Annotated in this window: 28 protein-coding genes; 11 read left to right on the top strand and 17 right to left on the bottom strand. The window is 67.6% G+C overall.

Going from position 1 to position 25,395, the window contains the following annotated elements:
- Positions 1–21: 21 nt before the first annotated feature.
- From QFZ47_RS02230 to QFZ47_RS02220, 3 genes are all read right to left on the bottom strand, one after another.
- Complete coding sequence (locus QFZ47_RS02230) at positions 22–510, bottom strand: SgcJ/EcaC family oxidoreductase (RefSeq protein WP_307654067.1); 489 nt, start codon at positions 508–510, stop codon at positions 22–24.
- Between the two features lie 161 nt (positions 511–671).
- Entirely contained in the window at positions 672–1,355 is a 684-nt protein-coding gene (locus tag QFZ47_RS02225) for a response regulator transcription factor (protein ID WP_307654066.1), read from the bottom strand.
- Positions 1,352–2,977, bottom strand: a complete 1,626-nt coding sequence (locus QFZ47_RS02220; protein WP_307654065.1) for a sensor histidine kinase — start codon at positions 2,975–2,977, stop codon at positions 1,352–1,354. The genes QFZ47_RS02225 and QFZ47_RS02220 overlap by 4 nt, the downstream gene beginning before the upstream one ends.
- Positions 2,978–3,179: 202 nt before the next feature.
- On the opposite strand from QFZ47_RS02220, the gene QFZ47_RS02215 reads away from it, so the two are divergent.
- Complete coding sequence (locus QFZ47_RS02215) at positions 3,180–4,412, top strand: acyl-CoA dehydrogenase family protein (protein ID WP_307654064.1); 1,233 nt, start codon at positions 3,180–3,182, stop codon at positions 4,410–4,412.
- A 26-nt stretch (positions 4,413–4,438) separates the two neighbouring features.
- On the opposite strand, the gene QFZ47_RS02210 is transcribed toward QFZ47_RS02215, so the two are convergent.
- Positions 4,439–4,918 carry a VOC family protein gene (locus tag QFZ47_RS02210; protein ID WP_307654063.1) on the bottom strand — a complete coding sequence of 160 codons (480 nt, stop codon included), beginning with the start codon at positions 4,916–4,918 and terminating at the stop codon, positions 4,439–4,441.
- 141 nt (positions 4,919–5,059) lie between these two features.
- Between QFZ47_RS02210 and QFZ47_RS02205 the strand changes: the two genes are divergently transcribed.
- Together QFZ47_RS02205 and QFZ47_RS02200 are read left to right on the top strand one after the other, a co-directional pair.
- Positions 5,060–5,554 carry a helix-turn-helix transcriptional regulator gene (locus tag QFZ47_RS02205; RefSeq protein WP_307654062.1) on the top strand — a complete coding sequence of 165 codons (495 nt, stop codon included), beginning with the start codon at positions 5,060–5,062 and terminating at the stop codon, positions 5,552–5,554.
- A complete protein-coding gene (locus QFZ47_RS02200) occupies positions 5,551–5,958 on the top strand; it encodes a VOC family protein (RefSeq protein WP_307654061.1) in 408 nt (135 codons plus the stop codon). Before QFZ47_RS02205 ends, QFZ47_RS02200 begins: the two co-directional genes overlap by 4 nt.
- Positions 5,959–5,976: 18 nt before the next feature.
- Here QFZ47_RS02200 and QFZ47_RS02195 read toward each other — a convergent pair whose 3' ends face one another.
- The 5 genes from QFZ47_RS02195 to QFZ47_RS02175 are packed head-to-tail and all read right to left on the bottom strand — an operon-like array spanning position 5,977 to position 10,360.
- Positions 5,977–6,669: a substrate-binding domain-containing protein gene (locus tag QFZ47_RS02195; RefSeq protein WP_307654060.1), complete on the bottom strand. Its 693-nt coding sequence runs from the start codon at positions 6,667–6,669 to the stop codon at positions 5,977–5,979.
- Positions 6,666–7,571: a DUF1932 domain-containing protein gene (locus QFZ47_RS02190; protein ID WP_307654059.1), complete on the bottom strand. Its 906-nt coding sequence runs from the start codon at positions 7,569–7,571 to the stop codon at positions 6,666–6,668. The genes QFZ47_RS02195 and QFZ47_RS02190 overlap by 4 nt, the downstream gene beginning before the upstream one ends.
- 22 nt (positions 7,572–7,593) lie before the next feature.
- Entirely contained in the window at positions 7,594–8,610 is a 1,017-nt protein-coding gene (locus QFZ47_RS02185; protein WP_307654058.1) for a Bug family tripartite tricarboxylate transporter substrate binding protein, read from the bottom strand.
- A 12-nt stretch (positions 8,611–8,622) separates the two neighbouring features.
- On the bottom strand, positions 8,623–9,324 hold the full coding sequence (ligK, locus tag QFZ47_RS02180) for a 4-carboxy-4-hydroxy-2-oxoadipate aldolase/oxaloacetate decarboxylase (RefSeq protein ID WP_307654057.1): 702 nt from the start codon (positions 9,322–9,324) through the stop codon (positions 8,623–8,625).
- 7 nt (positions 9,325–9,331) lie between these two features.
- Positions 9,332–10,360 carry an amidohydrolase family protein gene (locus QFZ47_RS02175; RefSeq protein ID WP_307654056.1) on the bottom strand — a complete coding sequence of 343 codons (1,029 nt, stop codon included), beginning with the start codon at positions 10,358–10,360 and terminating at the stop codon, positions 9,332–9,334.
- Between the two features lie 158 nt (positions 10,361–10,518).
- Here QFZ47_RS02175 and QFZ47_RS02170 point away from each other — a divergent pair, with 158 nt between their 5' ends.
- The gene (locus QFZ47_RS02170; protein ID WP_307654055.1) at positions 10,519–11,820 is read left to right on the top strand and encodes a LysR family transcriptional regulator; all 1,302 of its coding nucleotides are present in this window, start codon (positions 10,519–10,521) and stop codon (positions 11,818–11,820) included.
- A 21-nt stretch (positions 11,821–11,841) separates the two neighbouring features.
- Here the strand turns inward: QFZ47_RS02170 and QFZ47_RS02165 are convergent, their stop codons facing one another.
- Positions 11,842–12,696, bottom strand: a complete 855-nt coding sequence (locus QFZ47_RS02165; RefSeq protein ID WP_307654363.1) for an NAD(P)-dependent oxidoreductase — start codon at positions 12,694–12,696, stop codon at positions 11,842–11,844.
- A 268-nt stretch (positions 12,697–12,964) separates the two neighbouring features.
- Between QFZ47_RS02165 and QFZ47_RS02160 the strand changes: the two genes are divergently transcribed.
- Positions 12,965–13,312, top strand: coding sequence for a GFA family protein (locus QFZ47_RS02160; RefSeq protein ID WP_307654054.1), 348 nt, complete (start codon positions 12,965–12,967; stop codon positions 13,310–13,312).
- 3 nt (positions 13,313–13,315) lie between these two features.
- Here QFZ47_RS02160 and QFZ47_RS02155 read toward each other — a convergent pair whose 3' ends face one another.
- Entirely contained in the window at positions 13,316–14,230 is a 915-nt protein-coding gene (locus QFZ47_RS02155; RefSeq protein WP_307654053.1) for a LysR family transcriptional regulator, read from the bottom strand.
- A gap of 143 nt (positions 14,231–14,373) precedes the next feature.
- Here QFZ47_RS02155 and QFZ47_RS02150 point away from each other — a divergent pair, with 143 nt between their 5' ends.
- Both QFZ47_RS02150 and QFZ47_RS02145 read left to right on the top strand, forming a co-directional pair.
- Positions 14,374–14,865: a (R)-mandelonitrile lyase gene (locus QFZ47_RS02150; RefSeq protein ID WP_307654052.1), complete on the top strand. Its 492-nt coding sequence runs from the start codon at positions 14,374–14,376 to the stop codon at positions 14,863–14,865.
- The gene (locus QFZ47_RS02145; RefSeq protein ID WP_370880555.1) at positions 14,843–15,709 is read left to right on the top strand and encodes a carboxymuconolactone decarboxylase family protein; all 867 of its coding nucleotides are present in this window, start codon (positions 14,843–14,845) and stop codon (positions 15,707–15,709) included. The genes QFZ47_RS02150 and QFZ47_RS02145 overlap by 23 nt, the downstream gene beginning before the upstream one ends.
- Here the strand turns inward: QFZ47_RS02145 and QFZ47_RS02140 are convergent.
- From QFZ47_RS02140 to QFZ47_RS02125, 4 genes are all read right to left on the bottom strand, one after another.
- On the bottom strand, positions 15,630–16,034 hold the full coding sequence (locus QFZ47_RS02140; protein ID WP_307654051.1) for a nuclear transport factor 2 family protein: 405 nt from the start codon (positions 16,032–16,034) through the stop codon (positions 15,630–15,632). The two genes, QFZ47_RS02145 and QFZ47_RS02140, sit on opposite strands and share 80 nt — an antisense overlap.
- Positions 16,035–16,107: 73 nt before the next feature.
- Positions 16,108–17,085 (bottom strand): Bug family tripartite tricarboxylate transporter substrate binding protein, encoded by a 978-nt coding sequence (locus QFZ47_RS02135; RefSeq protein WP_307654050.1) that lies wholly within the window; start codon positions 17,083–17,085, stop codon positions 16,108–16,110.
- 54 nt (positions 17,086–17,139) lie between these two features.
- Positions 17,140–18,111 carry a Bug family tripartite tricarboxylate transporter substrate binding protein gene (locus QFZ47_RS02130; RefSeq protein ID WP_307654049.1) on the bottom strand — a complete coding sequence of 324 codons (972 nt, stop codon included), beginning with the start codon at positions 18,109–18,111 and terminating at the stop codon, positions 17,140–17,142.
- Positions 18,112–18,165: 54 nt separating this feature from the next.
- Entirely contained in the window at positions 18,166–19,119 is a 954-nt protein-coding gene (locus QFZ47_RS02125) for a 2-hydroxyacid dehydrogenase (protein WP_307654048.1), read from the bottom strand.
- Between the two features lie 112 nt (positions 19,120–19,231).
- On the opposite strand from QFZ47_RS02125, the gene QFZ47_RS02120 reads away from it, so the two are divergent.
- Entirely contained in the window at positions 19,232–20,380 is a 1,149-nt protein-coding gene (locus QFZ47_RS02120) for a citrate/2-methylcitrate synthase (RefSeq protein ID WP_307654047.1), read from the top strand.
- Positions 20,381–20,431: 51 nt separating this feature from the next.
- On the opposite strand, the gene map is transcribed toward QFZ47_RS02120, so the two are convergent.
- Both map and QFZ47_RS02110 read right to left on the bottom strand, forming a co-directional pair.
- Entirely contained in the window at positions 20,432–21,223 is a 792-nt protein-coding gene (gene map / locus QFZ47_RS02115; RefSeq protein WP_307654046.1) for a type I methionyl aminopeptidase, read from the bottom strand.
- Complete coding sequence (locus QFZ47_RS02110) at positions 21,223–21,477, bottom strand: ParD-like family protein (RefSeq protein WP_307654361.1); 255 nt, start codon at positions 21,475–21,477, stop codon at positions 21,223–21,225. The genes map and QFZ47_RS02110 overlap by 1 nt, the downstream gene beginning before the upstream one ends.
- Positions 21,478–21,732: 255 nt before the next feature.
- Here QFZ47_RS02110 and QFZ47_RS02105 point away from each other — a divergent pair, with 255 nt between their 5' ends.
- From QFZ47_RS02105 to QFZ47_RS02095, 3 genes are read left to right on the top strand one after another with little or no spacing between them, the layout of a single operon-like run.
- Positions 21,733–23,244 carry an aldehyde dehydrogenase family protein gene (locus QFZ47_RS02105; RefSeq protein WP_307654045.1) on the top strand — a complete coding sequence of 504 codons (1,512 nt, stop codon included), beginning with the start codon at positions 21,733–21,735 and terminating at the stop codon, positions 23,242–23,244.
- Positions 23,245–23,285: 41 nt separating this feature from the next.
- Entirely contained in the window at positions 23,286–24,005 is a 720-nt protein-coding gene (locus tag QFZ47_RS02100; RefSeq protein WP_307654044.1) for a cupin domain-containing protein, read from the top strand.
- 20 nt (positions 24,006–24,025) lie between these two features.
- Complete coding sequence (locus QFZ47_RS02095) at positions 24,026–25,351, top strand: NAD(P)/FAD-dependent oxidoreductase (RefSeq protein ID WP_307654043.1); 1,326 nt, start codon at positions 24,026–24,028, stop codon at positions 25,349–25,351.
- Positions 25,352–25,395: the final 44 nt, after the last annotated feature.

The following is a 25,395-nucleotide window of genomic DNA, read 5'->3' as shown; positions in this document are numbered from 1 at the left end:
CGCAATGCGCAGCCCGTCCCCTCAGTTTCCGCTACCGACAGCTTCGGGCATTGCCGACGAGTGATGGTGGGCAATCAGCCATTGGCCGTTCACCCACTCGTAGACATAGGTGTAGCGGGCATGCACGCTCTTGCCGTCCTTGAACCTGAAGGTGTAGGTACCGACGTCCTGCGCCACGTTGCAGCCGATCCTGATGATGCGGTGGTCGACCTTGCCCTGCGGCGATCCCTTCAGGAACTTGACGAAATAGTCGCGAATCTCGGCCGGGTTGGTGCGCGGCGTGTTCGACACGGTCGGCAGCAGCACGCCGTCGACGGCATAGTTGGCGACCACCTTGTCGGCGTCCAGCGTGCGCAGCGAGTCGTTCCAGCGTTCGAACAGCGCCGCGATCTGCGGCTCGGTGGCCGGCGTGCAAGTCCCTGCGGCCGGTGCCTGCGCGAAGGCAGAAGCCGAGATGGCGAGAACCGCCGCCGTGGTTGCCGAAAGAGAAAGCGTACGAAGCACGTTCATGGAGTTTTCCTTTTTTTCAATGGAGAGTCGAATCACCGGCATCTGCGGTGCTGCATCGTTCTTGCGACGCAGGACTTCATTGTTCGGTTCGTCCCTGAACGCCAACTGCCGTGCGCCATGAACCCGGCGTGACACACAGATGAACATCGGATGAACCTGCTTCAGCCCAGCGCGGCATCCAGCCGGTAGCCGAGGCCACGCACCGTCTTCAGCAAGGCCACCGGATGGCCCTCGTCGATCTTGGTGCGCAAGCGCCGCACGTACACGTCGACGATGTTGGTCAGCGGATCCTCGTTCGTGCCCCACACATTGGAGAGGATCCGCTCGCGGCTGTAGACGCGGCCTGGCGCCGCCATCAACAGCTCGAGGAACGCAAGCTCCTTGGCCGTCAGCGGCACCAGCTTGCCGGCACGGGTCACCTCCATGCGCTCGCGGTCCAGCACGAGGTCGGCCACCTGCAGCGTGGTGGCCCTCGCGCGCTGCTCCCGCCCCCGTCGCAGCAAGGCCTCGATGCGCGCCAGGAGCTCCTCGAAAGCGAAGGGCTTGGTGAGGTAGTCGTCCGCGCCCAGGCGCAGGCCGCTGACCTTGTCCTCGGTGTTGCTCAACGCGGTGAGCATCAGCACCGGCACGTGGTGGCCTTCGGCGCGAAGAGTCTGGCACAGCTCCAGCCCGCTCAGGCCCGGGAGCATCAGGTCCAGCAACAGCAGCGACAGCTCGTTGCCGCGCACGAGTTCGAGGCCCTCGGGCCCCGTGCGCGCAAGCTGCACGCGGTAGCCCTCGGCGCTCAGGCCGCGCAGCAGAAAATCGGCCACGCGCGCGTCGTCTTCGACAACCAGGATGTTCATGTTTCTTGTGTCCGGATGGGCAAGTGGCACGGCAGTTCGATGCGCACCGTGGTGCCCTGCTGGGGAATGCTCTCGATCCCGATGCAGCCCTGGTGGGCCTGCACGATGGCCTGCGCGATCGACAAGCCGATGCCGGTTCCGTCGGCCCGGTGCAGGCGCGCGCGGCGGCCGCGCACGAAGCGATCGAACACCTGCGGCAATTCATCCGCATCGATGCCGATCCCCTCGTCGGCCACGGCCACCTGCACGCGGCCATCGACCCACTGCCAGCTCACTCGCACCGCCCCGCCGTTGCGCGAATAGCGCACCGCGTTGTCGAGCACGATCACGAGGGCCTGCCGCAGGCGATCGGCATCGGCCTGCAGCGTGACTGCGGGCAGGTCGGCGCGAGGTGCCTCGAGCTGAACGCGAACGTTGTGCCGCGCACCCAGCGTGCCGGCCATTTCGGTGGCGTCGCCCAGCAACTCCGACAGGTCGACCGTGCCGAAGCGCATTGCCAGTTGATCCGCCTCGGCGCGGGCAATCAGAAGCAGATCGTCGATCACGCCGGTGAGCTGCTTCACACCGCCCACGATGCGCGTCAGCGTCTCCCGGTATTCGGCCGAAGGCCGGTCCGCGCCGCGCAGCGCGATCTCCGCTTCGCCCCGGATGGCGGTGGCCGGGGTGCGAAGCTCATGGCTGAGATCGGCCAGGAGCTGGCGCCGCCGCTGATCGACCTGTTGCAGCGTTTCATGCGCGGCACTCAGCTCGCTGGTGCGCTCCAGCACCGCATCCTCGAGCCGGCGGCGCGCGGCATCGGCGTCGCTGCGGTGCCGCTGCAGTTCGGCCGCCATTGCGTTGAAGTGCTCGGCAACGCGGCCGAACTCGTCGCGCGAACGCAGTGCGATGCGGTGCTCCAGTGCGCCGGCCTGCAGCGCCTGCGTGCCTTCCAGCAGGCGGTCCAGCGGCCGCTGCAGCCGCCGGTTCAAATACAGCGCCAGCACGATGGCTGCAGCCAGCGTGAGCGCTGCCAGCGCGACGGCCTGCTGGCGCAGCTGATCGAGGCCGCGTTCCGTCGCGGCACGGGCCACGGGCATCGCCTTGCGCTGCCGCTCGATGGCGCCGTTGATCAACTCCCGCAAATCCCGGCCACGCGCCATGTCGAACACTTCGTTGAGTTCCTGCCAGACACTCGCGAACTCCGCACCGCGCTCCAGCGACGCCAGCCTCAGGAGCCGTGCGCGGACGGAGGCGATGTTGTCGTTGAGCAGTTCGCTCACAGAAACGAGCTGGTCGACTTCCGGGGGGATGGGTACGCCTTCGCGTGCCGAGATACCGCCCCAAAGGGACAGGTCGCGGCGCGCGAGATTCCTGAGCGTCTCCGCGCTGGCCTGCATGCGTGCCAGCTGGCTGTCGCGCACCTCGGGCGACGCGTTCGCATCCATCAATTGCTGGGACGCCCAGACGCGCAGCCTCTGCTTGCTGGTCGAGAGTTCCAGCAGTTCCGACAGGATGTCGCTGGCCAGCCGGCTGTGCTGGGCATAGTCGTTGACGCGGTTCGACCCCCAGTAGACGAAAACGGCCTGGATGCAGACCAGTGCGACCAGGACGGCGAATGCGAGCGACAGGCGAAGGCGGAACATGAGGCGACTTTAGCGTCGCGGCGCACGCCGCCGCATGAACAACGGATGAACAGCCGATGCCAAGCCCGACGATGCGAAGGAAGCGCAGCGCGCCGCGATCGTCCGTCGCCTGCGGGACGGCATCCGGCCACGCGCGATGTTCAAATCTTTTGCAAGCGAGCGGTCTCTCCCAGGATGTTCGCGACCATGAAAAGGACGCCCCATGTTTGCCGAACCCTCCCCCAAGACCCGCGAACTGCTCGAACGCCTGAACAAGTTCTTCGACCAGCACATCTATCCGAACGAAGCGCGCTACCACCACGAGATGGACGCCTTTCGCCGCCAGGGCAATGCCTGGCAGGTCTCGCCGCTCGTCGAGGAACTCAAGCCCGTGGCGCGCGCGGCCGGGCTCTGGAACATGTTCCTGCCCCACCCGCACCGCGACGTGCCGGCCATCTCCAATCTCGACTACGCGCCGCTGTGCGAGGTGATGGGCCGCGTCTCGTGGTCGGGGGAGGTGTTCAACTGCTCGGCGCCCGACACCGGCAACATGGAAACCATCGAGCGCTACGGCACCGAGGCGCAGAAGGACGAATGGCTGGCGCCGCTGCTCGCCGGCGAGATCCGCTCGGGCTTCCTGATGACCGAGCCGGCCGTGGCCTCGTCGGACGCCACCAACATCCAGTGCACGATCCGGCGCGAGGGCGGCGAGTACGTGATCAACGGCCGCAAGTGGTTCTCCTCGGGCGCGGGCAGCCCGCGCTGCAAGATCTTCATCGTGATGGGCAAGACCGACCCCGATGCGCCGCGCCATGCGCAGCAGTCGATGGTGCTGGTGCCGCGCGACACCAAGGGCATCACCGTGCTGCGCCATCTCTCGGTGTTCGGCTACGACGACGCACCGCACGGCCACATGGAAGTGTTGCTGGAGGACGTGCGCGTTCCCGCATCGAACATCCTGCTGGGCGAAGGGCGCGGTTTCGAGATCGCGCAAGGGCGGCTCGGCCCGGGGCGCATTCACCATTGCATGCGCTCGATCGGCGCCGCCGAGCGCGCGCTCGAACTGATGTGCGACCGGCTGCGCAGCCGCGTGGCCTTTGGCCGTCCGCTCGCGGAACAGTCGATATGGCACGAGCGCATTGCCGAATCGCGCTGCCTCATCGACCAGGCGCGCCTCCTCACGCTCAATGCGGCCTACAAGATGGACACCGTGGGCAACAAGGAAGCACGCGCCGAGATCGCGATGATCAAGGTGGTGGCGCCCAACATGTCGTGCAAGGTGGTCGACTGGGCGATCCAGGCACACGGCGCCGCCGGCGTCAGCCAGGACTTCTGGTTGGCCGAAGCCTATGCGCACCAGCGCACGGTGCGCATCGTCGACGGACCCGACGAAGTGCACCGCAACGCCATTGCCAAGCTGGAACTGGCCAAACGCGCCGCGCCGGCGCGCGCGTGAGAACGGCTTGCCGCCTCGGGTGAACGTCAACCGCGCCGGGCCGCCTCGATCGCCGCGATGTCGATCTTTCCCATCTCCATCATTGCTTCGAACGCGCGCTTGGCGGCTGCTCGGTCGGGATCGGTGATCGCGGCTGTCAGGGCGCGTGGCGTGATCTGCCACGACAGCCCCCACTTGTCCTTGCACCAGCCGCATGCGCTTTCCTGGCCGCCGTTGTCGACAATCGCATTCCACAAGCGGTCGGTTTCGGCCTGGTCGTCGGTCGCGACCTGGAACGAGAAAGCCTCGTTGTGCTTGAACGCCGGGCCTCCGTTCAGGCCGAGGCAAGGGATGCCCATTACCGTGAACTCGACCGTCAGGACATCGCCCTGCTTGCCCGAGGGGTAGTCGCCTGGCGCGCGATGGACCGCTCCCACCGCGCTGTCCGGGAAGGTCTCGGCGTAGAACTTCGCGGCGTCCAGCGCGGTGCCGTCGTACCAGAGACAGATCGTGTTCTTGCTCGTCATCTTGGTTCTCCTGAAGTGGTGGACCGAATGAGTTTCGGCGCTCGGCAGGATAGCGCGTTCAATTGACCCGGGTCCTTGATAATTTGCAATGGCCATCGACTTTGCAGGTCCCGGCGGGATACCTCCGACCCGTTCCTCATCATGAGTGGAAGTCCTTCCAACCAGGATCCCGCGCTGCTGCGGCGGCTGCTGCGCGCCAGGGACCGGATGGACGCCGCATCGCACGAGGAGTGGCCCGTCGGGCGGCTGGCGCAGGTGAGCGGCGTGTCGCAGGCCCACTTCGCGCGATCGTTCAAGCAGGCCTTCGGCACCCCGCCGCACCGCTACCTGCTCACGCGGCGCATCGAGCGGGCAATTTCGCTGCTGCGCGAAACCGATCGGCCCATCACCGACATCGCGTTCGAGACGGGCTGGGCGAGCCTGGGCACCTTCGGGCGCACTTTCCGCGACATCACCGGCAGCAGTCCGAGCGCGATTCGCTCGCGCGCGAAGGCGACGCCGCACGAGCTCGGCCAGGTGCCCGTCTGCATCGCCAGCGCCGCGCACCGGCCCCATCTCACAACCGCAGTTTCGGAGAAGCGGCGCCTGGCGGCAGACGGTACAAACGAGCCCGAACAACAACAGGAGATTCCATGAATCAGGGCATCGAAGTCGTCGGCGTGTATGTGCACGATCAAGACGAAGCGCTTGCGTTCTATGTAGGGAAACTCGGTTTCCGCGTCCACACGGACGTGGGAAACGGCGACTATCGCTGGCTCACGGTGCAGCACCCCGAGCAGCCGTCGTTCCAGCTCGGCCTGTTCACGCCCGGGCCGCCGGTGCTCGATGCGGCCACGGCGCAGGCGGTGCGCGCCATCGTGGCCAAGGGCGCGATGCCGCCGCTCGTGCTGAAGGTGGACGACTGCCGCGCCGCCCACGCCAGGCTGCTTGCGCTGGGGGTGGAGTTCACGCAGGAGCCGGTGGATCGCTACGGCACCGTGGACGCCGGCTTTCGCGACCCGTCCGGGAACGGGTGGAAGATGATCCAGGGGCACGGCTGAGCCACCGCCGAAAACGCCTCAGGCCGGTGCCATGCCATGGCAGCGCTTGGCCTCGGCGCTGCCCGCCGACCGCATGAATTCGAGCAGCGCCTGCACCGCGGCCGGCTCAGCGCAGCCGACCACCGGCGCCGCGGAAAAGACCGTGGTGATCTGGACTTCCGGCGGCAAGGGGCCGATCAGATCGATGCCCTCGACGCCGATCAGCTCGCTCAGTTGCTGGAACCCCAGGGCGGCATCGCCGCGTGCGAGCAGCGCGCCGACCGGCACGCCGGGCAGCGCCTGCACCAGGCGCTCGCGGATCTCGTCGGCCATGCCCCAGCGCTCGAACAATGCCATCAAGGCCACGCCGCTCGGCCCGGTCGAATAGGCGATGCCGGAGGCGGCCCGGACGGCGCCGCACAGCGCGTCTTCGGTGGAAATGTCGGGACGCACCGCGCCCGCAGGCACCGCCACGGCCACGCCCGAACGGACCAGGTCGACCTTGCCGGCGGCATCGAGCCTTCCCTGCGCAACGAGCGTGTCGATCGCATCCGAGGCCAGCACCACCACGTCGAACGCTTCGCCCGCGGACACGCGCCGCGCAGCCTCGACACCGCCGACCGCGAGGAAGGAAACCGGCACACCGGTGCGTTGCGAATGGGCGGCCGCGAGCTCAGCCAGCAAGCCCCGGGTCGCCATCGAACAGAGGCCCCGGATGGTGAGTGCCGTCATTTCTCGCCGCCCTGCCCTCGGCCGATCAGGCGGTCGGCGTAGTCCTGCCACGGGCTCTTGCCGTCCAGTCCGTCGAACAGGCCGGTGCGCGTCTGCTGGGCGACCCAATCCTGCTTGCCTGCAATGGCCGCTGCCATGAACGGCTCGAAGCCGGTCTCGCGAACGGTCTGCGCGGCTTCGCGCATTTCTTCCGCGCGCCGCTTGCCATGCTGCACGACGCGGCTGAAGAAGTAGGCGCCCTGGCGCTCCCAGTCGATCTGCGGAAAAGTCTCCGCGAGCGTGGGCAGCACATGCGCCTCCACGCCATAGCGCCGCGCCGTGGTGTAGCTTTCGATGACCAGCGCCTCCAGCCCCTTGATCATGATGCTGCGGCTCATCTTGATGGCCGAGGCCACGCCGAGCCGCTCGCTCACGGCGCGCGCGTCCAGGCCCCATGCGCACAGCGTGGCGGCCAGTGACTCGGCCTGGGCGCCGCCCAGCAGCATGGGCACGCGGATGCCGTAGGGCGGCACCGAGGTCATCACGCCGGCTTCCACGTAGCCGACGCCGGCGGCTTCGAGTGCGGCCCCCGCCTGCTGCTTGGTGCCGGGCGAGGCCGAGTTGAGATCCAGAAAGCGGCTGCCCGCGCGCGCATGGCGCGCCGCTTCCTCGGCCACCGCGAAGGTGCTGGAGGCGGTGACGGCCGAGATCACCAGATCGGCGGCGGCGCACAGCGCCTGCATGCCCGAGGCGACGCGCAGGCCGTCGGCTTCGGCGGCCGCCCGTGCTGCTGCGCCGCTGTCGGGATCGGCGAATTTGAGGTCCCAGACCCAGACCGCCTCGATGCCTTCCTTGTGCAGCAGGCCGCGGCCGAAGATGCCACCTACTTCGCCACAGCCGACGATGCCCAGTGTGATGCCCATGTGTGTGTCTCCTTGGTTCGCTTCAATCGACGGTGATGCGGGCCGACTTGATCACGCGCTCCCATCGAGCCATTTCGCTCGCGATCAGCTGGCCGAAGGCTTGCGGCGTGGCGGGCGTGGCCTCGGCACCTTCGGCCGCGAGGCGCGCCTTGACCTCCGCCGAATCGAGCGAATGGTTGATCTGCTGGTTCAGCATCGAGACGATCGCGCCCGGCGTTGCGGCCGGCGCGACCACGCCGTACCACTGGTCGGCTTCGAAATCCTTCGTGCCGGCCACGCCGCTCTCGGCCACCGTGGGCACGTCGGGCAGCAGCGCGATGCGGCGCGGGCTCGACACCGCAAGTGCGCGCAGCTTGCCGGCCCTGATGTGCGGCAGCAGTGCGGGCGTGCCGGTGAAGAGTGCCTGCAGCTGGCCCGCCAGCAGGTCGTTCACGGCCGGCGCGGTGCCGCGGTAGGGAATGTGCAGCAGCGAGGCGCCGGTCTGCAGCTTGAGATATTCCATCGCGATGTGCGCCGCGCTGCCGTTGCCGCCGGAGCCGTAGGCCAGCTGGCCCGGTTTCGACTTCGCCAGCGCGATCAGCTCGGCCAGCGTGCGCGCCGGCACCGACGCATGAACCACGAGCACGTTCGGCACGCGCGCGACCCACGCCACGGGCGCAAAGCTGCGCAGCGGGTGGTAGCCGAGCTTCGGGTAGAGAGACGGATTGATGGCCAGCGTGCCGATGTGCCCCATCAGCAGCGTGTAGCCGTCCGCGGGCGCCTTCGCGACTTTTTCCGCGCCGACGGAGCCACCCGCGCCGGGCACGTTGTCGACCACCACGGCCTGGTTCCACGCGCGGCCGAGCTCCTGCCCGATGCCGCGCGCCAGCACGTCGGTGGAGCCACCGGGCGTGAACGGAACGACGAGGTGCGGCGGACGGTCCGGATAGGCCTCGGCCGCGGCGCTGCGGCTCGCGAGCCAGAGCGCGCTGCCTGCGGACCAGAGGCAGGCCTGGCGACGGGTGATGCCGGGTGTCGCGGCGCCAATGATGCGAGCCATGCCGTCCTGCCCTCAGTCGACGTAGCGCAGGCCCGCCTTGGCGAGCGGCTCGCGCATGGCGTACATGTCGAGCCCGAGCTCGCCGGCCGCGAAGCGCGCGCGCTTGGCCGCTTCGTTGGCCTCGCGCGCTTCGGCCGCGTCGGCCACCTGCTGCGCGCGTGCCGCAGGCACCACCACCACGCCGTCGATGTCGGCCACCACCACATCGCCCGGATACACCAGCGCACCCGCGCACACCACCGGTACGTTGACCGAGCCGAGCGTGGCCTTGATCGTGCCCTTCGAATGGATGGCGCGGCTGAACACGGGGAAGCCCATCGCGTGGAGGTCGCGCACGTCGCGCACGCCGCCGTCGATCACCAGGCCCTTGCAGCCGCGTGCCTGGAAGGAGGTGGCGAGCAGGTCGCCGAAAAAGCCGTCGGTGCTGTCGCTGGTGCAGGCCGCGACCACCACGTCGCCGGGCTGGATCTGCTCGGCCGCCACATGCAGCATCCAGTTGTCGCCGGGCTGCAGCAGCACCGTGACGGCCGATCCGCAGAAGCGCGCATCGGGATGGATCGGACGGATGCGCGGCTGCATCAGCCCGAGCCGGCCGAGCGCCTCGTGCACGGTCGATACGCCGAAGCGCGAGAGCTTTTCGACGGCGGCGGCATCCGCGCGCGCCACGTTGCGGTGGACCACGCCAAGCTGCTGGAGGGTGTTGGAAGAAGACATGATGAGATCAGAGCCCCTTGGCGATGAGTGCGCGGTCCAGGCGCGGATAGACGCGGCGCGCGTTGGCTTCGAACACCTTGTGTCGCGCCTTCGCGTCGAGCATGGGCGTGGCGTCGATGTAGCGGCGCGTGTCGTCGTAGAAGAAGCCGGTCTCGGGATCGATGCCGCGCACCGCGCCGATCATCTCGCTCGCAAACAGGATGTTGTCGACCGGAATCACGCGGGTCAGCAGGTCGATGCCCGGCTGGTGGTACACGCAAGTGTCGAAGAAGATGTTGTTGAGCAGGTGGTCCTTCAGCAGCGGCTTCTTCATCTCCTGCGCCAGCCCGCGAAAGCGCCCCCAGTGGTAGGGCACCGCGCCGCCGCCGTGCGGGATCACGAAGCGCAGCGTGGGGAAGTCGGTGAACAGGTCCGACGTGAGGCATTGCATGAAGGCGGTGGTGTCGGCGTTCAGGTAGTGCGCGCCGGTGGTGTGGAAGCAGGCGTTGCAGCTCGTGCTCACATGCACCATCGCCGGGATGTCGTGCTCGACCATCTTCTCGTAGAGCGGGTACCAGTGGCGGTCCGATAAGGGCGGCGAAGTCCAGTGCCCGCCCGAGGGATCGGGGTTGAGGTTGATGGCCACGAAGCCGTATTCGCGCACGCAGCGCTCCAGTTCCGGAATGCAGCTGCGCGGGTCCACGCCCGGCGACTGCGGCAGCATGGCCGCGCCGATGAAATGGTCCGGGAACAGCTCGCTCACGCGAAAGCACAGCTCGTTGCAGATGGCGGCCCAGGTCGACGAGGTTTCGAAATCGCCGATGTGATGCGCCATGAAACTTGCGCGCGGGCTGAAGATCGTCAGGTCGCTGCCGCGTTCCTTCATGAGGCGCAGCTGGTTGCCCTCGATCGATTCGCGCAGCGCGTCGTCGCTGATCTTCAGGTCGGCGGCCCGCGGCTTCAGCGCAGGGTCCTTCAGGCCCGCGATCTGCTGGTTGCGCCAGTTCTCCAGCGCCTTGGGCGCCGTGGTGTAGTGGCCGTGGCAGTCGATGATCATTGGCAGTTCCGTAGGTCGCTCGATGGTGTGCGGCAAGTGTGGTTCTTCACGCCGCCGCGTGGCGTGAGTTCGGGTTGATCTACCATCAGACTTTTTTATCGGACAGGGTTTACCCGGGATGTGATCGCGCGACCTGGCACGAGAACATCGGTCCAAAGATGACCCCTGCATATTCGCGAGACAAAGTTATCGACCACACGCACACGCGCGCGCTCGGCATCAACCTGCGGCACCTGCGCGCGTTCTCGGCCGTGGCGGCGGCCGGCAGCATCGCCAGGGCCGCGGACGAGCAGCTGTTCCGCGTCGCCTCGGGCGTGACGCGCTCCATCTCCGAGCTCGAAGGCGCGCTCGGCCGACCGCTGTTCGACCGCGGCGCGCGCGGCATGGCGCTCAATTCCTACGGCGACCTGGTGCTGGTGCGCGCGCGCCGCATCGAGCGCGAGTTCGAGGACGCGCGCGCCCAGCTCGCGGCGCGCGGCGGCATCGGTGCCTCCGCCGACGTGCATTCGCTGTTCGCATCGATCCTCAATGGCCGCCGCCTCGCGGTGATTGCGAGCCTGGTCGAAAAGCGCAACATGCCGGCGGTCGCGCGCGAGTTCGGCATCACGCAGCCGGCGATCAGCCGCGCACTGAAGGACCTCGAAGGCGGGCTCGGTGTAGCGCTGCTCGAGCGCAGGACGCGCGGGCTCGTGCCCACGCCGGCCGGCGACATCGTGGCCTTCTATTTCAAGCGCGTGCTCGCGGAGCTGCGCCACATCGGGCCGGACATCGCGGCCTGCGAAGGCATGCTGCAGGGCAGCGTGAACGTGGGGGCGCTGCCGCTCGGCCGCACGCAGATACTGCCGCTGGCCATCGCCTCGCTGCTGGCGCAGCACCCGGGGCTGCACATCGCCACGGTCGAAAGCCCTTATGACGCATTGGCGGCGTCGCTGCGCAGCGGCGACATCGACTTCATCCTCGGCGCGCTGCGCAGCAGCGCCGAGGCCGGCGACCTGCAGCAGGAAGCGCTGTTCGAGGACCGCATCTCGGTGATCGCGCGCGCCGGCCATCCGCTCGCGCGCGGCGTGCGTGTCGACTTCGATGCGCTGCGGCAGGCGAGCTGGGCGCTCTCGCGGCAGGGCACGCCGTCGCGCGAGCTGCTCGAGCGCTTTTTCTCGGCGGCACGCGAAGCGCCGCCCATTCCCGCCGTAGAAACCGGCGACCTCGCCGTGCTGCGCGGCCTGCTGCTCGAGAGCGACATGCTGACCGCGATCTCGGCCCACCAGCTGCGCTACGAGATCCGCGACGCCAGCCTGGTGGTGCTGGACTTTCCGCTCGCGGAGACGCGGCGCGAGATCGGCCTGAGCCAGCGCCTCGGCGCGTTCCCCTCGCCGGGCGCGCGCGCGCTGATGCAGGAGATCCGCGCGGTGGTCGCCCGCTCGCCCGACTTCCGCACCAAGGCAGGAAGCCGCGGCCAGTGAATTGCGGGCGGCCGCTGGCGCTCAGCGCCGGGCCAGCAGGTCCGCGAGCTCGGGCACCAGGGCCTCGGGCGCCAGGCCCTGCGCATGCTGCAGCGTCTGCAGCACCGCCGCCGCAATGTCGCGGTGCGCACCGGCATCGCCCGCCATGGTGTTGTAGTAGCCGAGGTCCTTGCTCGCGTTGGCGATCGAAAAGCGCAGGCTCGACGTGTCCTTGGCCGTGAGGTAGGGACGGAGCCGCTCCAGCGCCACGCCGCCGCCGCCGCCCTTGGCCAGGATCTCCACGAACACCTCGGGCGCCACGCCGTGCTGGCCCGCACAGGCGGCCGCCTCGGCGATCAACGCGACCGTGCCCAGCGAGACGAAGTTGTGCAGGAGCTTCATGCCATGGCCCGCGCCCACCGGGCCCGCGTGCAGGATGTTCTCGGCAAAGCACGACAGCAGCGGCCGGCACTCTTCGAGCAGCGCCGCATCGCCGCCCACCAGCAGGTTGAGCCGGCCTTCGGCCGCTTCCTTCGGCGTGCGCGTCATCGGCGTGTCCAGGAAGCGGCTGCCCGCAGCCTGCACGGCCTGGGCCATGCGCAGCGTGGAGGCGGGAATCGCGGTGGAGCAGTCGATGACGATGCTGCCCGGGCGCAAGCCCTGCAGCACGCCGCCTTCACCCGTGAGCACGGCCTCGACCTGGGGCGAGCCCGTGAGCACGAGGATGACGATGTCGGACTGCGCGGCCAGGTCGGCCGCCCGCGCGAAGCTGCGCGCGCCCGCGGCCTTGAGCGCGTCCAGCGGCTGGTTGCCCGGATGCTCGAGCACGGCCAGCGGGTAGCCGTGCCTGGCGATGTTGCTGGCAATGCCGTGGCCCATCATGCCGATGCCGATCATGCCGATGTTCTTTTTCAAGGGAGTCTCCTGGGTTGCGATGTGTCAGGCATGCAGGGCCACTGTCCGAAACCGGGGGCCGCGCTCCGCTTTGGAGTAGGCTTCGGCCGGGCATCGATCGCGCGGCAAGATCTGGCGCGCGAACTGGTCTGCAGGCAGGCGCAGCGTACCAAACTCGACGGGGTGCTTGGCCCGATGAGCGATGCTCGCCTTGCCCGCATCCTGCACGTGCGAACTTGCGAACCTGTTTTCTTCCGGAGGACCCATGACGATGAATTACCAAGGAAGCTGCCACTGCGGCCGGATCGCCTTCGAGGTCGAAGGCGAACTGCAGGGGGCCATGGCATGCAATTGCTCGATGTGCCAGCGCAAGGGGTCGCTGCTGTGGTTCGTGCCGCACGAACAGCTCAGGCTGAAGACGCCGCCCGAAGACATGAGCACCTACCTGTTCAACAAGCACGTGATCTCGCACCGCTTCTGCGGGGTCTGCGGCATCCATCCCTTTGGCGAAGGCGCCGATCCCAAGGGCAACAAGATGGCGGCCATCAATATCCGCTGCCTCGAAGGCATCGACCTGCAGGCGGTGCCGGTGCAGCATTTCGACGGGCGTTCGAAGTAGAAGTCACCTCGTTCGCCTGGGTGGCGGCGCCCGGTACCTCAAGGCTTCGATGACCAGGGCAAGCGCCGGGGAAAGCTGGCGGCGATTGGCGTAGTAGAGGTGGTAGCCCGGGAAGGTCGGCCACCAGTCCTGCAGGACCGGAACCAGCCGCCCCTCCTTGATGTGCAGTTCCATGATGTCGAAAGGCACGTAGGCGAAGCCCATGCCGTCCAGTGCCGCGCGCAGCATCAGGAAGGTGTTGTTGAACACCGTCTGGCCTTGCACCCGCACACTGACCTGCTTCTTTCCTTTCTGGAAATCCCAGGCGTACAGGCCGCCGTGCGTGGGGAGCCGCAAGTTCACGCAGCGATGCGCCGTCAGGTCTGCGGGCTTCACCGGCACAGGCTTGCCCGCGAGGTATTCCGGCGAGGCCGCGACCGCCATCCTCAGCGGCGGTGCAATCGGCACCGCCACCATGTCCTTGTCGACGCGGTTCCCCACGCGCACGCCTGCATCGAACCTTTCGGCTGCGATGTCGGTAAAGCCGTAGTCGACGCTGAACTCCACCTCGATGTCCGGGTACTGCTTGAGCAGGGGCAGGAGCCTGGGCCACAGCACCGTGGCAATCGCATGGTCATGCGTGGTGATGCGAACCGTGCCGGCCGGTTTGTCGCGCATCGCTGTGAGGGATTCGAGCTCGCGCTCGATGTCCTGCAATCGCGGGGCCAGCGTGTTGAGGAGCCGGGCACCCGCCTCGGTCACGGAGACGCTGCGCGTGGTGCGGGTCAGCAGGCGCACGCCCAGGCGGGCCTCCAGCGCCAGCATCGAATGGCTGAGCGCCGAGCGCGACACGCCCATCTGGGCGGCGGCGCGGGTGAAGCTGCGTTCGCGCGCAACCACGACGAAGGCCTGGAGGTCATTCAGGTTTTCTTTTGCCATTGGTGAGCCACATTCACATAAGCATCCCGATTTTGCTTCCTTCTCAACCGGCCGTGATGTCCCTAAAGTTCATGCATCCCCGTCGCTCCGACAGCGGCGGCGCAGTTCTTTCTTTCCATCGACGACCAGGAGTTGAATCCCCCATGTGCATCCGACCCTTGAAGGCCGCGCTCTACCTTGCGGCCCTGAATTCCATCGGCGCAGGCGCCGAACCCGCACCGGCCCCGGGGGCGGCCCAGCAGATCGCGAGGGCGGGCAGCCAAGCTTCCGCGGTCGGCCCCGCCGAATACTTCACCGGCCGCGTTCGTGTCGACCCGGTCTGGCCCGCCACCGAAACCCTCAATGCCTCCGGCGGCCTCGTGACCTTCGAGCCCGGCGCCCGCTCCGCCTGGCACACCCACCCGGCCGGACAACGCCTGGTGGTCCAGTCGGGCGTCGGCCTGACCCAGGAGTGGGGCAAGCCCGTGCAGGAGATCCGCCCCGGCGATGTCGTCTGGTGCCCGCCCGGCGTCAAGCACTGGCATGGCGCCGCCCCCTTCACGGCACTGGTTCATCTGGCCGTCACCGGCACCGTGGACGGCAAGAACGTCGAGTGGATGGAGAAGGTCAGCGATGAGCAGTACAACCAACGCTAGGCATTGCAAGGCGGCCGCGCTGGCCTTGGCCCTGTGCCTGGCCGCCGCGCCGTGCCATGCTGGCACGCAGTCCCGGGAGTCCACGAACATGAACGCCGCGCGCACCGCATCCGAGACGCTTTCGCTGCGCCAGCAATCCATCATCCCCATTGCGGCGTTGGCAGCGGCGGGCGACATCGTTCGCCTGAACACCGCGCTCGAACAGGGGCTCGATGCGGGCCTTGCCATCAACGACGCGAAAGAGATCCTGGTGCAGGTGTATGCCTATGCCGGATTCCCGCGCAGCCTCAATGCGCTGGGCGAACTGATGAAGGTCATGGATGCCCGCAAGCAGCGCGGTGTCCAGGACAAGCAGGGGCAGCTGCCCTCGCGCCCCATCCCGAAGGGCGACGCCCTGCTGGCAGCCGGCACGGCCAACCAGACGAAGCTCGCCAATGGACCGGTCAAGGGCGCATTGTTCGATTTCGCGCCGGCCATCGACGAATACCTGAAGACGCACCTCTTCGGCGATATGTTCGAGCGCGACAACCTCGACTGGCCGAGCCGCGAGCTGGCAACCGTCGGCATGCTGTCGGTGCTACCGGGCGCCGAATCCCAGCTCCAATCCCACATGCGCATCAGCATGAACGTGGGCATCACCGCGCCCCAACTGGATCAGCTGACCCAGGTGCTTGCAGACCGCGTAGACGCGGGTGCAGCCCACAGGGCCCGTGAAGCCCTGGCTCGCCAGCGTGCCCGCGCACCGGGGGCGACGCAAGCAGGCGTCACCGCGGCGGCGCCGCAGCCGGCTGACGGCTCTTGCGGTAGGAGTTCTTCAGAAGAATCTTGCCGGCACGAAAAGTAAACAGATCGCAGCCCTGAACTTCGACGCGGGTTCCGTCGCTGCGCGTTCCCGTGAACGTCCATTCCGACACTCCCCGGTCCCCGTGGACAAAATGGCGCGCGCTCCCCCAGTGGGCGTCGGGAAAGACGGTCCAGACTTCCGCAAAAGCCGCTCGCACCGCCGCGCCGCCGACGTACCGGGCGCCGCAGGCCTCGGCGCCGGCGGAGGATTCGAAGACGCAGTCGGGCGTCATGAACGACATGAGTGCATCGACATCGTGCCGATTCCACGCATCGGCAAATGCTTGCAGCATTTCCGTGGTTACTTCAGGAATTACCGTTTGCATGATCAGGCACCTCCAGCATCGATCAGTGGCTCGAACGCCAAGGTTAGTCCGATTCCGGCCAGACCACCTGCCCTCATTCCGCCTGGATCCCCGCCTCCTTGACCACCCTGCCCCACTTGGCGAGGTCGGACTTGATCAGCGCGGCGTACTCCTGCGGCGTGCCGCCCTGTATCTCTATGCCGGCGGCCTCCAGCTTCGCCCGCACATCGGGCAGCTTCAGCGCCGCGTTGATCTCGGCATTCAGCTTGGCGACGATGGCCTTGGGCGTGCCGGCCGGCGCCAGGAACCCGCCATTCGTATTGGCGTCGTAGCCCTTGAACCCCTGCTCGTCGGCGGTGGGCACGTCGGGCAGCAAGCGTGTCCGCTTGCGCGTCGACACCGCGACAGCCCGCGCATTGCCGGCCTTCACCTGCGGCAGGATGGCGCTGATGGTGTCGATGAAGAGCGCGGTGCGTCCGGCCAGCAGATCCGGGTGCGCGGCGGATGAGCCCTTGTAGGGGACCAGCAGCATCTGCGCACCGCTCGCCATGCGGAACATCTCGGCCGCCATTTCCTGCGCACTGCCGCGGCCGGAGGTGGCGACCTTGGCTTCGTCCGGGTGAGCCTTCATCCAGGCCACGAACTCCGGCAGCGTCCTGGCCGGAAGCTGCGGGTAGATGGCGAACACCAACGGGACCTCGTGGCTGTAGACGATGGGCTCGAAGCTCGTCGAGGGATCCCAGCCGAGGTTCTTGAACAGGAACTTGTTGATGTTGTGGCTGCCGCCCACGATGCCGATCGTGTAGCCGTCGGGCGCCGACTTGGCGAGAACGTCGGTACCGAGGTTGTTGGACGCGCCGGGCCTGTTGTCGACGATCACCGGCTGGCCCATCGACACCGCGAGCTTGTCCCCGACGACGCGGGCAATGGTGTCGATTGCGCCGCCCGGCGGGGCGGGCACGATGATCTTGATGGCGCGGGCCGGGTAAGCCGCCTCGGCCGATGCGGCGATCGGCATCGCGGCCAGCGACGCCGAAACCGCAAGGATCTTGATCAGGGATGTGAGCTGCATGGATGTCTCCTCTTCGGGGTGGGTCTGTCGTATTCGAATGCCTGCTTGCCGCGCTCACTCGATCGTGATCTTGCGGCTGCGGATGATCTGGGCGTAGCGGCCTTTGTCGTCGGCGATCAGCCGGGCAAACTCCTGCGGCGATGTGGCGCGCGGTACGCCGCCCAGGCCCACGAAGCGTGCCTTGACCGCTTCGTCGGACAGCACGGCGCGCAGGTCGGCGGCGATCTTGTCCACCACGTCCGGCGGCGTGCCCGCCGGCGCCAGCAGGCCGATCCAGGAGATCGCGTTGAAGCCGGGAACCACACTTTCCGCGAGCGTGGGAACTTCGGGAAATGCCGGTACGCGCTTGTCGCCGGTCACGGCCAGCGCACGCAGCTTGCCCGCCTTGATGTGGCCGGAGGCCTCCAGCACGGTCATGAACGACAGCTGCACATGGCCCGCGAGCAGGTCGGCGATGGCCGGGCCGCCGCCGCGGTAAGGCACATGCAGGATGAAGGAACCGGTCTGGTCCTTGAACATCTCGGCCGCCAGGTGCGGCGCGCCGCCGGCGCCCGAACTGCTGTAGCTCATCTGGCCCGGCCTGGACTTGGCCAGCGCTACGAAGTCAGCCGCCGTCTTCGCGGGGACCGATGGATTGACCATCATCGCCAGCGGCAGCTCGGCCACCAGGGAGACCGGCGCAAAGGCCTTGTCGGCGTCGTAGGGCAGCCTGGGATACAGCAAGGGATTGATCGCCTGCGTCCCGATGTTGCCCAGCAGCAGCGTGTAGCCGTCCGGCTTGGACTTGGCGACGAATTCGGCGCCGATCTGCCCGGCAGCGCCTCCTTTGTTCTCCACGACCACAGGCTGGCCCCAGCGGCGGCTCAACTGCTCGGCGATGACGCGGCCGCCGGTGTCCGTCCCGCCACCCGGCGGGAACGGAACCACCAGTGTGACGGGGCGCGCAGGAAAGCTCTGCGCGAAGCTTGGCGCGTGGATGGCGCAGAGGGCAAGGGCCAGGGGAATGGCAAGGCGTCGAGTGAACAAGGGTGTCTCCTTTTATAGCTTTGGGTGCGGTCGCTGCGCCGCGAACGCAGGGGCTCAGGTGGTCAGGCTCATGGCCGGGCGCTCGCCTGCCAGGGCCTGGGCGACGCTGGCCAGCACCATCTCGGCCATGGCGGTGCGGGTCTCCCAAGTGGCGCTGGCGCGGTGGGCCTGCAGCGTCGCGCGCTCGGACTGGCGCAGCGCCAGCGGCACGCGCGGTTCGTCGACGAACACGTCCAGGCCCGCACCCGCAATGCGGCCGGCAACCAGCGCCTGCGTCAGGTCGGCTTCGTTGACGAGCCGGCCGCGCGCGACGTTGACCAAAAAGCCGCGCGGCCCCAGCGCGTCGAGCACGGCCGCGTCGACGATGCCTTCGGCCTGGTCCGCGGCTGCGCACAGCACCAGCGCGTCCGACTCGCGCGCCAGGTCCACCAGGCTGGGCATGAAGCGGTACGCGACGTCGTCCATGGCGCGCAGGTCGGTGTAGCGGATGGGGCAAGCGAAGGCGGCCGCCCGCACGGCGACGGCGCGGCCCACCCGGCCCATTCCGACGATGCCGATGCGCATGCCGCTGAACCGCCGGGCGAGCGGAATGGCGCCGGGCTGGGGATGAAGCTCCCACCGGCCGTCCCGCACAAAGCGGTCGCCCGCACACAGGTTTCGGCAAGCCGCAATCAGCAGGCCGATGGCCAGGTCGGCCACGTCTTCGGTCAGCGCACCCAGCGTTGCGGTGACGGGCAGGCCGCGCTCTCGGCAGTACGCCAGGTCCACCGCGTCGGTGCCGACGCCATTGACAGCCACCACCTTCAGGCCGGGCAACTGCTCCAGCATCGCGCGCGAGATGCCGGTGTGCCCGCCGGTGATCACGGCGTCGATCGACGCGCCGTGTTCACGCAGCCAGCCCTCCGGATCGGGCAGCTCGAAGTGCTTGTGCACGGCGTAGAGCGAGGCGAGCTTGTCGTTGACGGCGGGAATCAGGATCGGATTGAGTTGAAGGACTTGGGGTTTCATATCGCTGTTCGAGAACGCTCTTCACGGAGCTGGGTCCATGCTATTAATAGATTGACGTTATCGTCAATCTTGATACATATAATCAATAGAAATTGACTCTGTCGACCTGCCCATGGCTTCCTGGATTTCAATGACCGAGGCGTGCCGGCTTCTGGGTGTTCAGCCTCAGACGATCTACGCGTACGTGAGCCGCGGCAAGCTCGAGGTCATGCCCGATCCGGCCGACACGCGGCGCAGGCTCTACCGCGCCGAGGACGTTGCCGGCCTGGCCAGGCGCAAGCAAGCCGGCCGCAAGCACGAGACGCTGGCCGCCAACACGCTGTTCGGGTCGGAGCCCAGCATTCCCACGGCCCTGTGCGCGTTCTTCCGCGGGCGGCCGTACTACCGGGGCTGCGACGCCGTGCGCATGGCCCGGACCGCCACGCTGGAAGACGCGGCGCAACTCTTGTGGGGCGCCGAGCATGCCGTCGATTTCGCTTGCACGGCGTCCCTGCGTTCCGGCAAGCCGGGGCGGGGCGCGGCCTTCGCCGCGCTGGCCAGCCTGGCGGCCGCCGGGCATTCCACGGGTGGGCGTCTGACCCGGGTGCTGCATGCCGAGGGCCAGGGTCTGGTGGGCCAGCTGGCCAACGCGTTCGGTGCTTCACCAGGCCGCGAACCGTTGCATCTGCGCTTGGCGAAAGGGTGGAAGCAATCTTCCAAGGTGGCTGATTTGCTGCGAACAGCCTTGGTGCTGTTGGCCGATCACGAGCTGACCAGTTCGGCCTTTGTCGCACGCATTGCCGCGTCGACCGGCGCCTCGTTGCCGGTATGCCTGCTGGCCGGATTGACCACGCTCTCCGGCCCCTTGCACGGCGACGCCTCGGGCCGCGTCCGGGCACTGTTCAGCGAGGTGGAGCGGCTGGGCGAGGATCAGGTGCTGGCCCACTACCTGTCGAATGGCTTGTCGCTGGCCGGATTTGGCCATCACCTCTATCCCGATGGCGATCCCCGCGCCGCCGCATTGCTGGCCTTGTTCGAGCCTCCCAAGGTGATCGCGCGCTTCATCGCAAAGGTGACGAAGCTGACCGGGTTGCAGCCCAACATCGACGTCGCGCTGGCCGCCATGGTCGCCCACCATCGGCTTCCTGCCGACGCGGCCTTCGGCCTGTTCGCTACCGCGCGCAGCGTCGGGCTGTTGGCGCACAGCCTGGAGCAACTGGGCGTCGCGCAAGTCATTCGCCCACGCGGGCGCTATGTGGGGCCGATGCCCGAACCCGCATGACCTGTCCGCATCGATGCAATTGCCCGGAGTCGAGCCTCATCCAGCCAAGCGTCAGACCGGCGCGTAGCTGCCCGTGCCTCCCGGCCAGGCCGTAAGCACTTCATATCCCTCGGGCGTGACGGCTACCATGTGTTCCCACTGGGCGGACAGCGACCCGTCCTTTGTCACGACGGTCCAACCGTCGGGCAATTGCCTGGTTTCGCGTTTTCCCGCGTTGAGCATCGGTTCGATGGTGAAGACCATCCCCGGTTCCAGCTTGAGCCCCGCCCCGCGCTGCCCGTAGTGCAGCACCTGCGGCTCATCGTGGTAGATCTGGCCGATGCCGTGCCCGCAGTATTCGCGCACCACGCCGAATTGCTCCCGCTGGGCGACCGACTGGATGGCATGGCCGATATCGCCCAGAGTCGCTCCGGGCCTGACCTGCCGGATTCCGGCCAGCATTGCCTCGTACGTGGCCTCCACCAGGCGCCGGGCCAACACACCGGGGGCTCCGACGAAGTACATGCGGCTGGTATCGCCGAACCAGCCATCCTTGATGACGGCGACATCGATGTTGATGATGTCGCCCTTCTTCAGAACCTTGGCCGGCGAGGGGATGCCGTGACAGACCACCTGGTTGACGGAGGTGAGGATGGTCTTTGGATACCCCTGATACCCCACGTTGGCGGGAATGGCGCCCTGGACGTTCACGATGTGGTCGTGGCAGATTCGGTCGAGCGTCTCCGTGCTCACCCCCGGCACCACATAGGGCTCGACCATGGCGAGTACCTCTGCGGCAAGCCTGCCGGCGCGCCGCGCCATCTCGAGCTCCTCGGCGGACTTGATGGGAATGCCGTGAGCCACTAGTGTTTTCCGGTCGACGATCCGCGGGCCTTGGCAGACTGAGTTGTGACAGCCACGGCGATGTCCAGGCCTCCAGCGAGTTCAGCCTGTATCAACAGTTGGCAGATTTCCCGGTAGTCCAGCTCCGGGTGCATCTCGGTCAGCATGCCGACGCGCATCCAGTGCTCTGCCTGCGCATTGATGGACCTGCTGAGGGCGTTCCCCGCCACGCGCAGGTTCTCATGCATCAGGTCCGAAATTTTCACGATGCCCATCATTTGCCTTTATATGAAACGTATACGGATTATATATGTTTCGTACAGTTCAGATCATCCCGGCCGCCGGACGCTCGGCTCGACGCGGTTCAGCGTGAGGGGCGTGAAAGCCTCTGATGCATGCACGACGGCAGGATCTGCTGCAGCAACCCGCACAACCGCAGCCTGCTTCGTGCAAGACCCTCATTGCAGCACCGATGCGAGGGCCACGCAGCCTAGACTTTTGAACATCCGAAAGCCCGACCTCCTCCCATCATGACGCTCCCCACTGCATTGCCGACCTCCGTGGCCTCCTCGATCATCGAACACCTCGGAAGCGCTGGCCGCCTGGATCGCATGTTTGTCGACGGCGAGTGGGTCTTACCCGAAACGCGAGCTCGCAGTTCCGTCATCGACCCATCGACAGAAGAGCCTGTGGCGCAGATCGCGCTCGGCAGCGCAAGAGACGTCGCTGCAGCCGTGGCTGCGGCGCGGCGTGCATTCACGAGCTGGTCCGTGAGTTCCGCCCAGAGCAGGGCCATGCTTCTCGATCGCGTCCACTCCCTGGTCCTCGAGCGCGCCGAACTGTTCGCTCAGGCGATCTCGCTGGAGATGGGCGCTGCCATCGGCTTTGCGCGCCTCACCCAGGTGCCGTCCGCCGCGGAGCACATCCGCGTGGCCCGCGACAATGCGCGCAGCTATGCGTTTGTCAGCCATCGGGGCGACATGGCCATCATGCGCGAGGCCATCGGCGTGTGCGGCCTGATCACCCCCTGGAACTGGCCGCTCTACCAGATCACAGCCAAGGTCGGGCCCGCCCTGGCAGCAGGATGCACGGTCGTCTTGAAGCCCAGCGAGTTGTCGCCCCTGAGTGCCTTGCTCTTTGCCGAGGTGATGCACGACGCCGGCCTTCCGCCGGGTGTGTTCAATCTGGTGAACGGCAGCGGAGCGGAGGTGGGCGCGGCCTTGGCGGAGCATCCCGATGTGGACATGATCTCGTTCACCGGTTCGACCCGGGCCGGCGTCCTGGTGGCCCAGGCGGCGGCCCCGACGGTGAAGCGCGTGACCCAGGAACTCGGCGGGAAATCGCCCAACCTCATCCTGCCGGATGCGGACCTGGTGCATGCCGTGCCGGCAGGCGTGGGGGCCGCCTTCCGCAACGTCGGCCAATCCTGCAGCGCCCCGACGCGCATGCTCGTGCCCCGCGCGCGCCTCCAGGAGGTCGAACGGATCGCGCTCGAAGCGGCGTCCAGCATCGTCGTGGGCGATCCGCGTTCGCAGCAGACCACGCACGGCCCCGTGGCGAATCGCGCGCAGTTCAACCGGGTGCAGGAAATGATCGGCATCGGCATTGCCGAAGGCGCGCGGCTCCTTTGTGGCGGCCCCGGACGGCCCGAGGCCCTGAGTCGCGGCTTCTACTGCCGTCCGACCATCTTCACCGCGGTGCATCCTCGAATGCAGATTGCGCAGGAGGAGATCTTCGGCCCGGTGCTCGCGATCATTCCGTACGACAGCGTGGACGAGGCTGTGGAGATCGCCAACGATACGGTCTATGGCCTGGGCGCCCATGTGCAAGGCAAGGACCTCGGCGCGGCGCGCGCCGTCGCGGCGCGCATCCGCTCCGGGCAGGTGCACATCAACTACCCGGCCTGGAGCCCCCATGCGCCGTTCGGTGGCTACAGGCGCTCGGGAAACGGCCGCGAGTACGGAACAGAAGGTCTCGAGGAGTACCTGGAAACCAAAGCCATTCTTGGCTTTCAGGATGCCTCGGCACCCGGTACCGACTGACAACTTTCAATGAAGACATCGCGCATCGCGCAGGAGCAATCATGACCGTGGCCCTCGTACTGCACCGCGCCGGCGGCGCACCCTTATCGACCACTTTCCGCAGGACGCCGTTCGGCAAGGACGATCCCTTTGCGCGGCATCGCGAGATCGCCTGGGAAGGACCTGGCGCGATGAGCGCGGGCCGCACCAGCTTCATTGGCGAGCTCGAAGTCGCAAGCTATCCCCACATCGAAACCATTGTCGTCGTCGAGGGCGAGCTGACCCTGACGGCGGCCGGCGCGGCCCCGCTGGTGGTCGGTCCCCAGGCGGGCGCCGTCATCGGATGCGGTACCTCGCTTCATATCCAGGCCAGGTCCCGCGTGCGATTCGTGTTCTGCGCGGCCGCTTGCGAGAGGCCGACGAAGCGCGGCCTCTTCCCTCTGCACGCCGATGCCGACTTCAAGCCCTCCGCCACGCTGCCCGCGGAAGTTCTGCTGGGCCCGTCGCCGGAATGCCGCAGCGACAACGTCTTTACCGACGACGGCGCGCAGTACCTCGCAGGCACCTGGGACTCGACCCCCTACCACCGCATTGTTCGTCCGCATCGCGTGAACGAGTTCATGCATCTTCTGGCCGGCAACGTGCGGTTCGCAGCCCCTGATGGCAGCGTGTTGTCGGCGGGCACGGGTGACGCGCTTTTCGTGCCCCAGGGCGCACCGATCGGGTGGGAAAGCAGCGATCGCGTGGCGAAGTTCTACGTGTGCCAGAGCGTTGCGGCTTGAGCGGGCGAACGAGATTCAGCATGTCCCCTCCGCTGCACCACATCCAAACGTCGCCCACGCTGCCGGCTTCGGCCGACGTCGTCGTGATCGGCGGCGGCATCATCGGCGTCTTTACCGCCTACTACCTGGCCAAGCGCGGCGTATCGGTGGCCCTGGTGGAAAAGGGAAGGATCGGCGCCGAGCAATCGAGCCGCAACTGGGGCTGGTGCCGGCAGCAGAACCGCGACGCCCGCGAACTGCCCATGGCGAGCAAGAGCCTCGATCTCTGGGAACGCTTTGCCGCCGAAACCGGTGAAGACACGGGCTTTCATCGCTGCGGGCTCCTGTATCTCAGCGATGACGAGGCCGAAATTTCCCACTGGGCCAGCTGGCGCGATTTTGCGAAGACCGCGGGCGTGACGACCCACATGCTGAGTGGCCGCGAGGCTGCCGAGCGAGGGCAGGCCACCGGCCGCGCCTGGAAAGGCGGTGTCTTCTCGCCCAGCGATGGCACCGCCGATCCTGGCAAGGCTGCGCCGGCCGTGGCCGCTGCGCTCGTCAAGCTCGGGGGCAGCGTCCACCAGAATTGCGCTGCCCGCGGCATCGAGACGGAAGGCGGACGGGTCAGCGGCGTGATCACGGAAGCCGGCGTCATCAAGACCCGGACGGCCGTGCTCGCCGGCGGCGCCTGGGCCTCCTCGTTCTGTCGGCAGCTCGGCATCCGTTTTCCGCAAGCCTCGATACGCCAATCCATCCTGAGCGTGTCCCCTGTAGAGCAGCGCTTGCCCGATGCCCTGTTCACCGCGGGGGTCGCCGTGACGCGCCGCAGCGACGGACGCTACGCACTGGCCATCAGCGGCCGTGCGCGCGTGGATCCGACAGGGCAGTTCATGCGCTTCGCTCCGCAATTCGTGCCGATGTTCGCCAAGCGCTGGCGCAACCTTCGTCCGGGCGGTCTGGAAGGCATGCGCGGTGGCCATGAAACGCTCGCGCGTTGGCGGCTCGATGCGCCGACGCCCATGGAGCGGGTGCGCATCCTCGATCCGAAGCCCGATTTGCCGGCGGTCAGGGAGACCCACCGCCGCGCCGTCGAACTGCTGCCCCAACTTCGCGATGCCAAGATCACGCACGCCTGGGCCGGCTACATCGACAGCACGCCGGACGGTGTTCCCGGCATCGGCGAGGTGCCGTCCCTGCCGGGATTCATCCTGGCCGCGGGCTTTTCCGGGCACGGCTTTGGCATCGGTCCCGGCGCCGGCCACCTGATCGCGGACCTTGCCACCGGTGCCGAACCGATCGTGGACCCCAGACCGTATCGGCCCAGCCGATTCAGCGACTCCGCATGGGGCAAGGTCGCTGATTTCTAGGCGCGCGCCGGCGCCGATATCGCGGCCGGCGGGACTGCATCCGC

It is taken from the genome of Variovorax paradoxus (assembly GCF_030815975.1).
GTDB classification, from domain to species: domain Bacteria; phylum Pseudomonadota; class Gammaproteobacteria; order Burkholderiales; family Burkholderiaceae_C; genus Variovorax; species Variovorax paradoxus_N.
The sequence above is the reverse complement of the archived record's forward strand: the minus strand, read 5'-3'. Positions and strand labels throughout refer to the sequence as shown.

Coding starts and splice junctions, on each gene's coding strand:
- QFZ47_RS02230 (WP_307654067.1), bottom strand. CDS start 510: ATGAACGTGCTTCGTACGCTTTCTCTTTCGGCAACCACGGCGGCGGTT.
- QFZ47_RS02225 (WP_307654066.1), bottom strand. CDS start 1,355: ATGAACATCCTGGTTGTCGAAGACGACGCGCGCGTGGCCGATTTTCTG.
- QFZ47_RS02220 (WP_307654065.1), bottom strand. CDS start 2,977: ATGTTCCGCCTTCGCCTGTCGCTCGCATTCGCCGTCCTGGTCGCACTG.
- QFZ47_RS02215 (WP_307654064.1), top strand. CDS start 3,180: ATGTTTGCCGAACCCTCCCCCAAGACCCGCGAACTGCTCGAACGCCTG.
- QFZ47_RS02210 (WP_307654063.1), bottom strand. CDS start 4,918: ATGACGAGCAAGAACACGATCTGTCTCTGGTACGACGGCACCGCGCTG.
- QFZ47_RS02205 (WP_307654062.1), top strand. CDS start 5,060: ATGAGTGGAAGTCCTTCCAACCAGGATCCCGCGCTGCTGCGGCGGCTG.
- QFZ47_RS02200 (WP_307654061.1), top strand. CDS start 5,551: ATGAATCAGGGCATCGAAGTCGTCGGCGTGTATGTGCACGATCAAGAC.
- QFZ47_RS02195 (WP_307654060.1), bottom strand. CDS start 6,669: ATGACGGCACTCACCATCCGGGGCCTCTGTTCGATGGCGACCCGGGGC.
- QFZ47_RS02190 (WP_307654059.1), bottom strand. CDS start 7,571: ATGGGCATCACACTGGGCATCGTCGGCTGTGGCGAAGTAGGTGGCATC.
- QFZ47_RS02185 (WP_307654058.1), bottom strand. CDS start 8,610: ATGGCTCGCATCATTGGCGCCGCGACACCCGGCATCACCCGTCGCCAG.
- ligK (WP_307654057.1), bottom strand. CDS start 9,324: ATGTCTTCTTCCAACACCCTCCAGCAGCTTGGCGTGGTCCACCGCAAC.
- QFZ47_RS02175 (WP_307654056.1), bottom strand. CDS start 10,360: ATGATCATCGACTGCCACGGCCACTACACCACGGCGCCCAAGGCGCTG.
- QFZ47_RS02170 (WP_307654055.1), top strand. CDS start 10,519: ATGACCCCTGCATATTCGCGAGACAAAGTTATCGACCACACGCACACG.
- QFZ47_RS02165 (WP_307654363.1), bottom strand. CDS start 12,696: ATGATCGGCATCGGCATGATGGGCCACGGCATTGCCAGCAACATCGCC.
- QFZ47_RS02160 (WP_307654054.1), top strand. CDS start 12,965: ATGAATTACCAAGGAAGCTGCCACTGCGGCCGGATCGCCTTCGAGGTC.
- QFZ47_RS02155 (WP_307654053.1), bottom strand. CDS start 14,230: ATGGCAAAAGAAAACCTGAATGACCTCCAGGCCTTCGTCGTGGTTGCG.
- QFZ47_RS02150 (WP_307654052.1), top strand. CDS start 14,374: ATGTGCATCCGACCCTTGAAGGCCGCGCTCTACCTTGCGGCCCTGAAT.
- QFZ47_RS02145 (WP_370880555.1), top strand. CDS start 14,843: ATGAGCAGTACAACCAACGCTAGGCATTGCAAGGCGGCCGCGCTGGCC.
- QFZ47_RS02140 (WP_307654051.1), bottom strand. CDS start 16,034: ATGCAAACGGTAATTCCTGAAGTAACCACGGAAATGCTGCAAGCATTT.
- QFZ47_RS02135 (WP_307654050.1), bottom strand. CDS start 17,085: ATGCAGCTCACATCCCTGATCAAGATCCTTGCGGTTTCGGCGTCGCTG.
- QFZ47_RS02125 (WP_307654048.1), bottom strand. CDS start 19,119: ATGAAACCCCAAGTCCTTCAACTCAATCCGATCCTGATTCCCGCCGTC.
- QFZ47_RS02120 (WP_307654047.1), top strand. CDS start 19,232: ATGGCTTCCTGGATTTCAATGACCGAGGCGTGCCGGCTTCTGGGTGTT.
- QFZ47_RS02110 (WP_307654361.1), bottom strand. CDS start 21,477: ATGGGCATCGTGAAAATTTCGGACCTGATGCATGAGAACCTGCGCGTG.
- QFZ47_RS02105 (WP_307654045.1), top strand. CDS start 21,733: ATGACGCTCCCCACTGCATTGCCGACCTCCGTGGCCTCCTCGATCATC.
- QFZ47_RS02100 (WP_307654044.1), top strand. CDS start 23,286: ATGACCGTGGCCCTCGTACTGCACCGCGCCGGCGGCGCACCCTTATCG.
- QFZ47_RS02095 (WP_307654043.1), top strand. CDS start 24,026: ATGTCCCCTCCGCTGCACCACATCCAAACGTCGCCCACGCTGCCGGCT.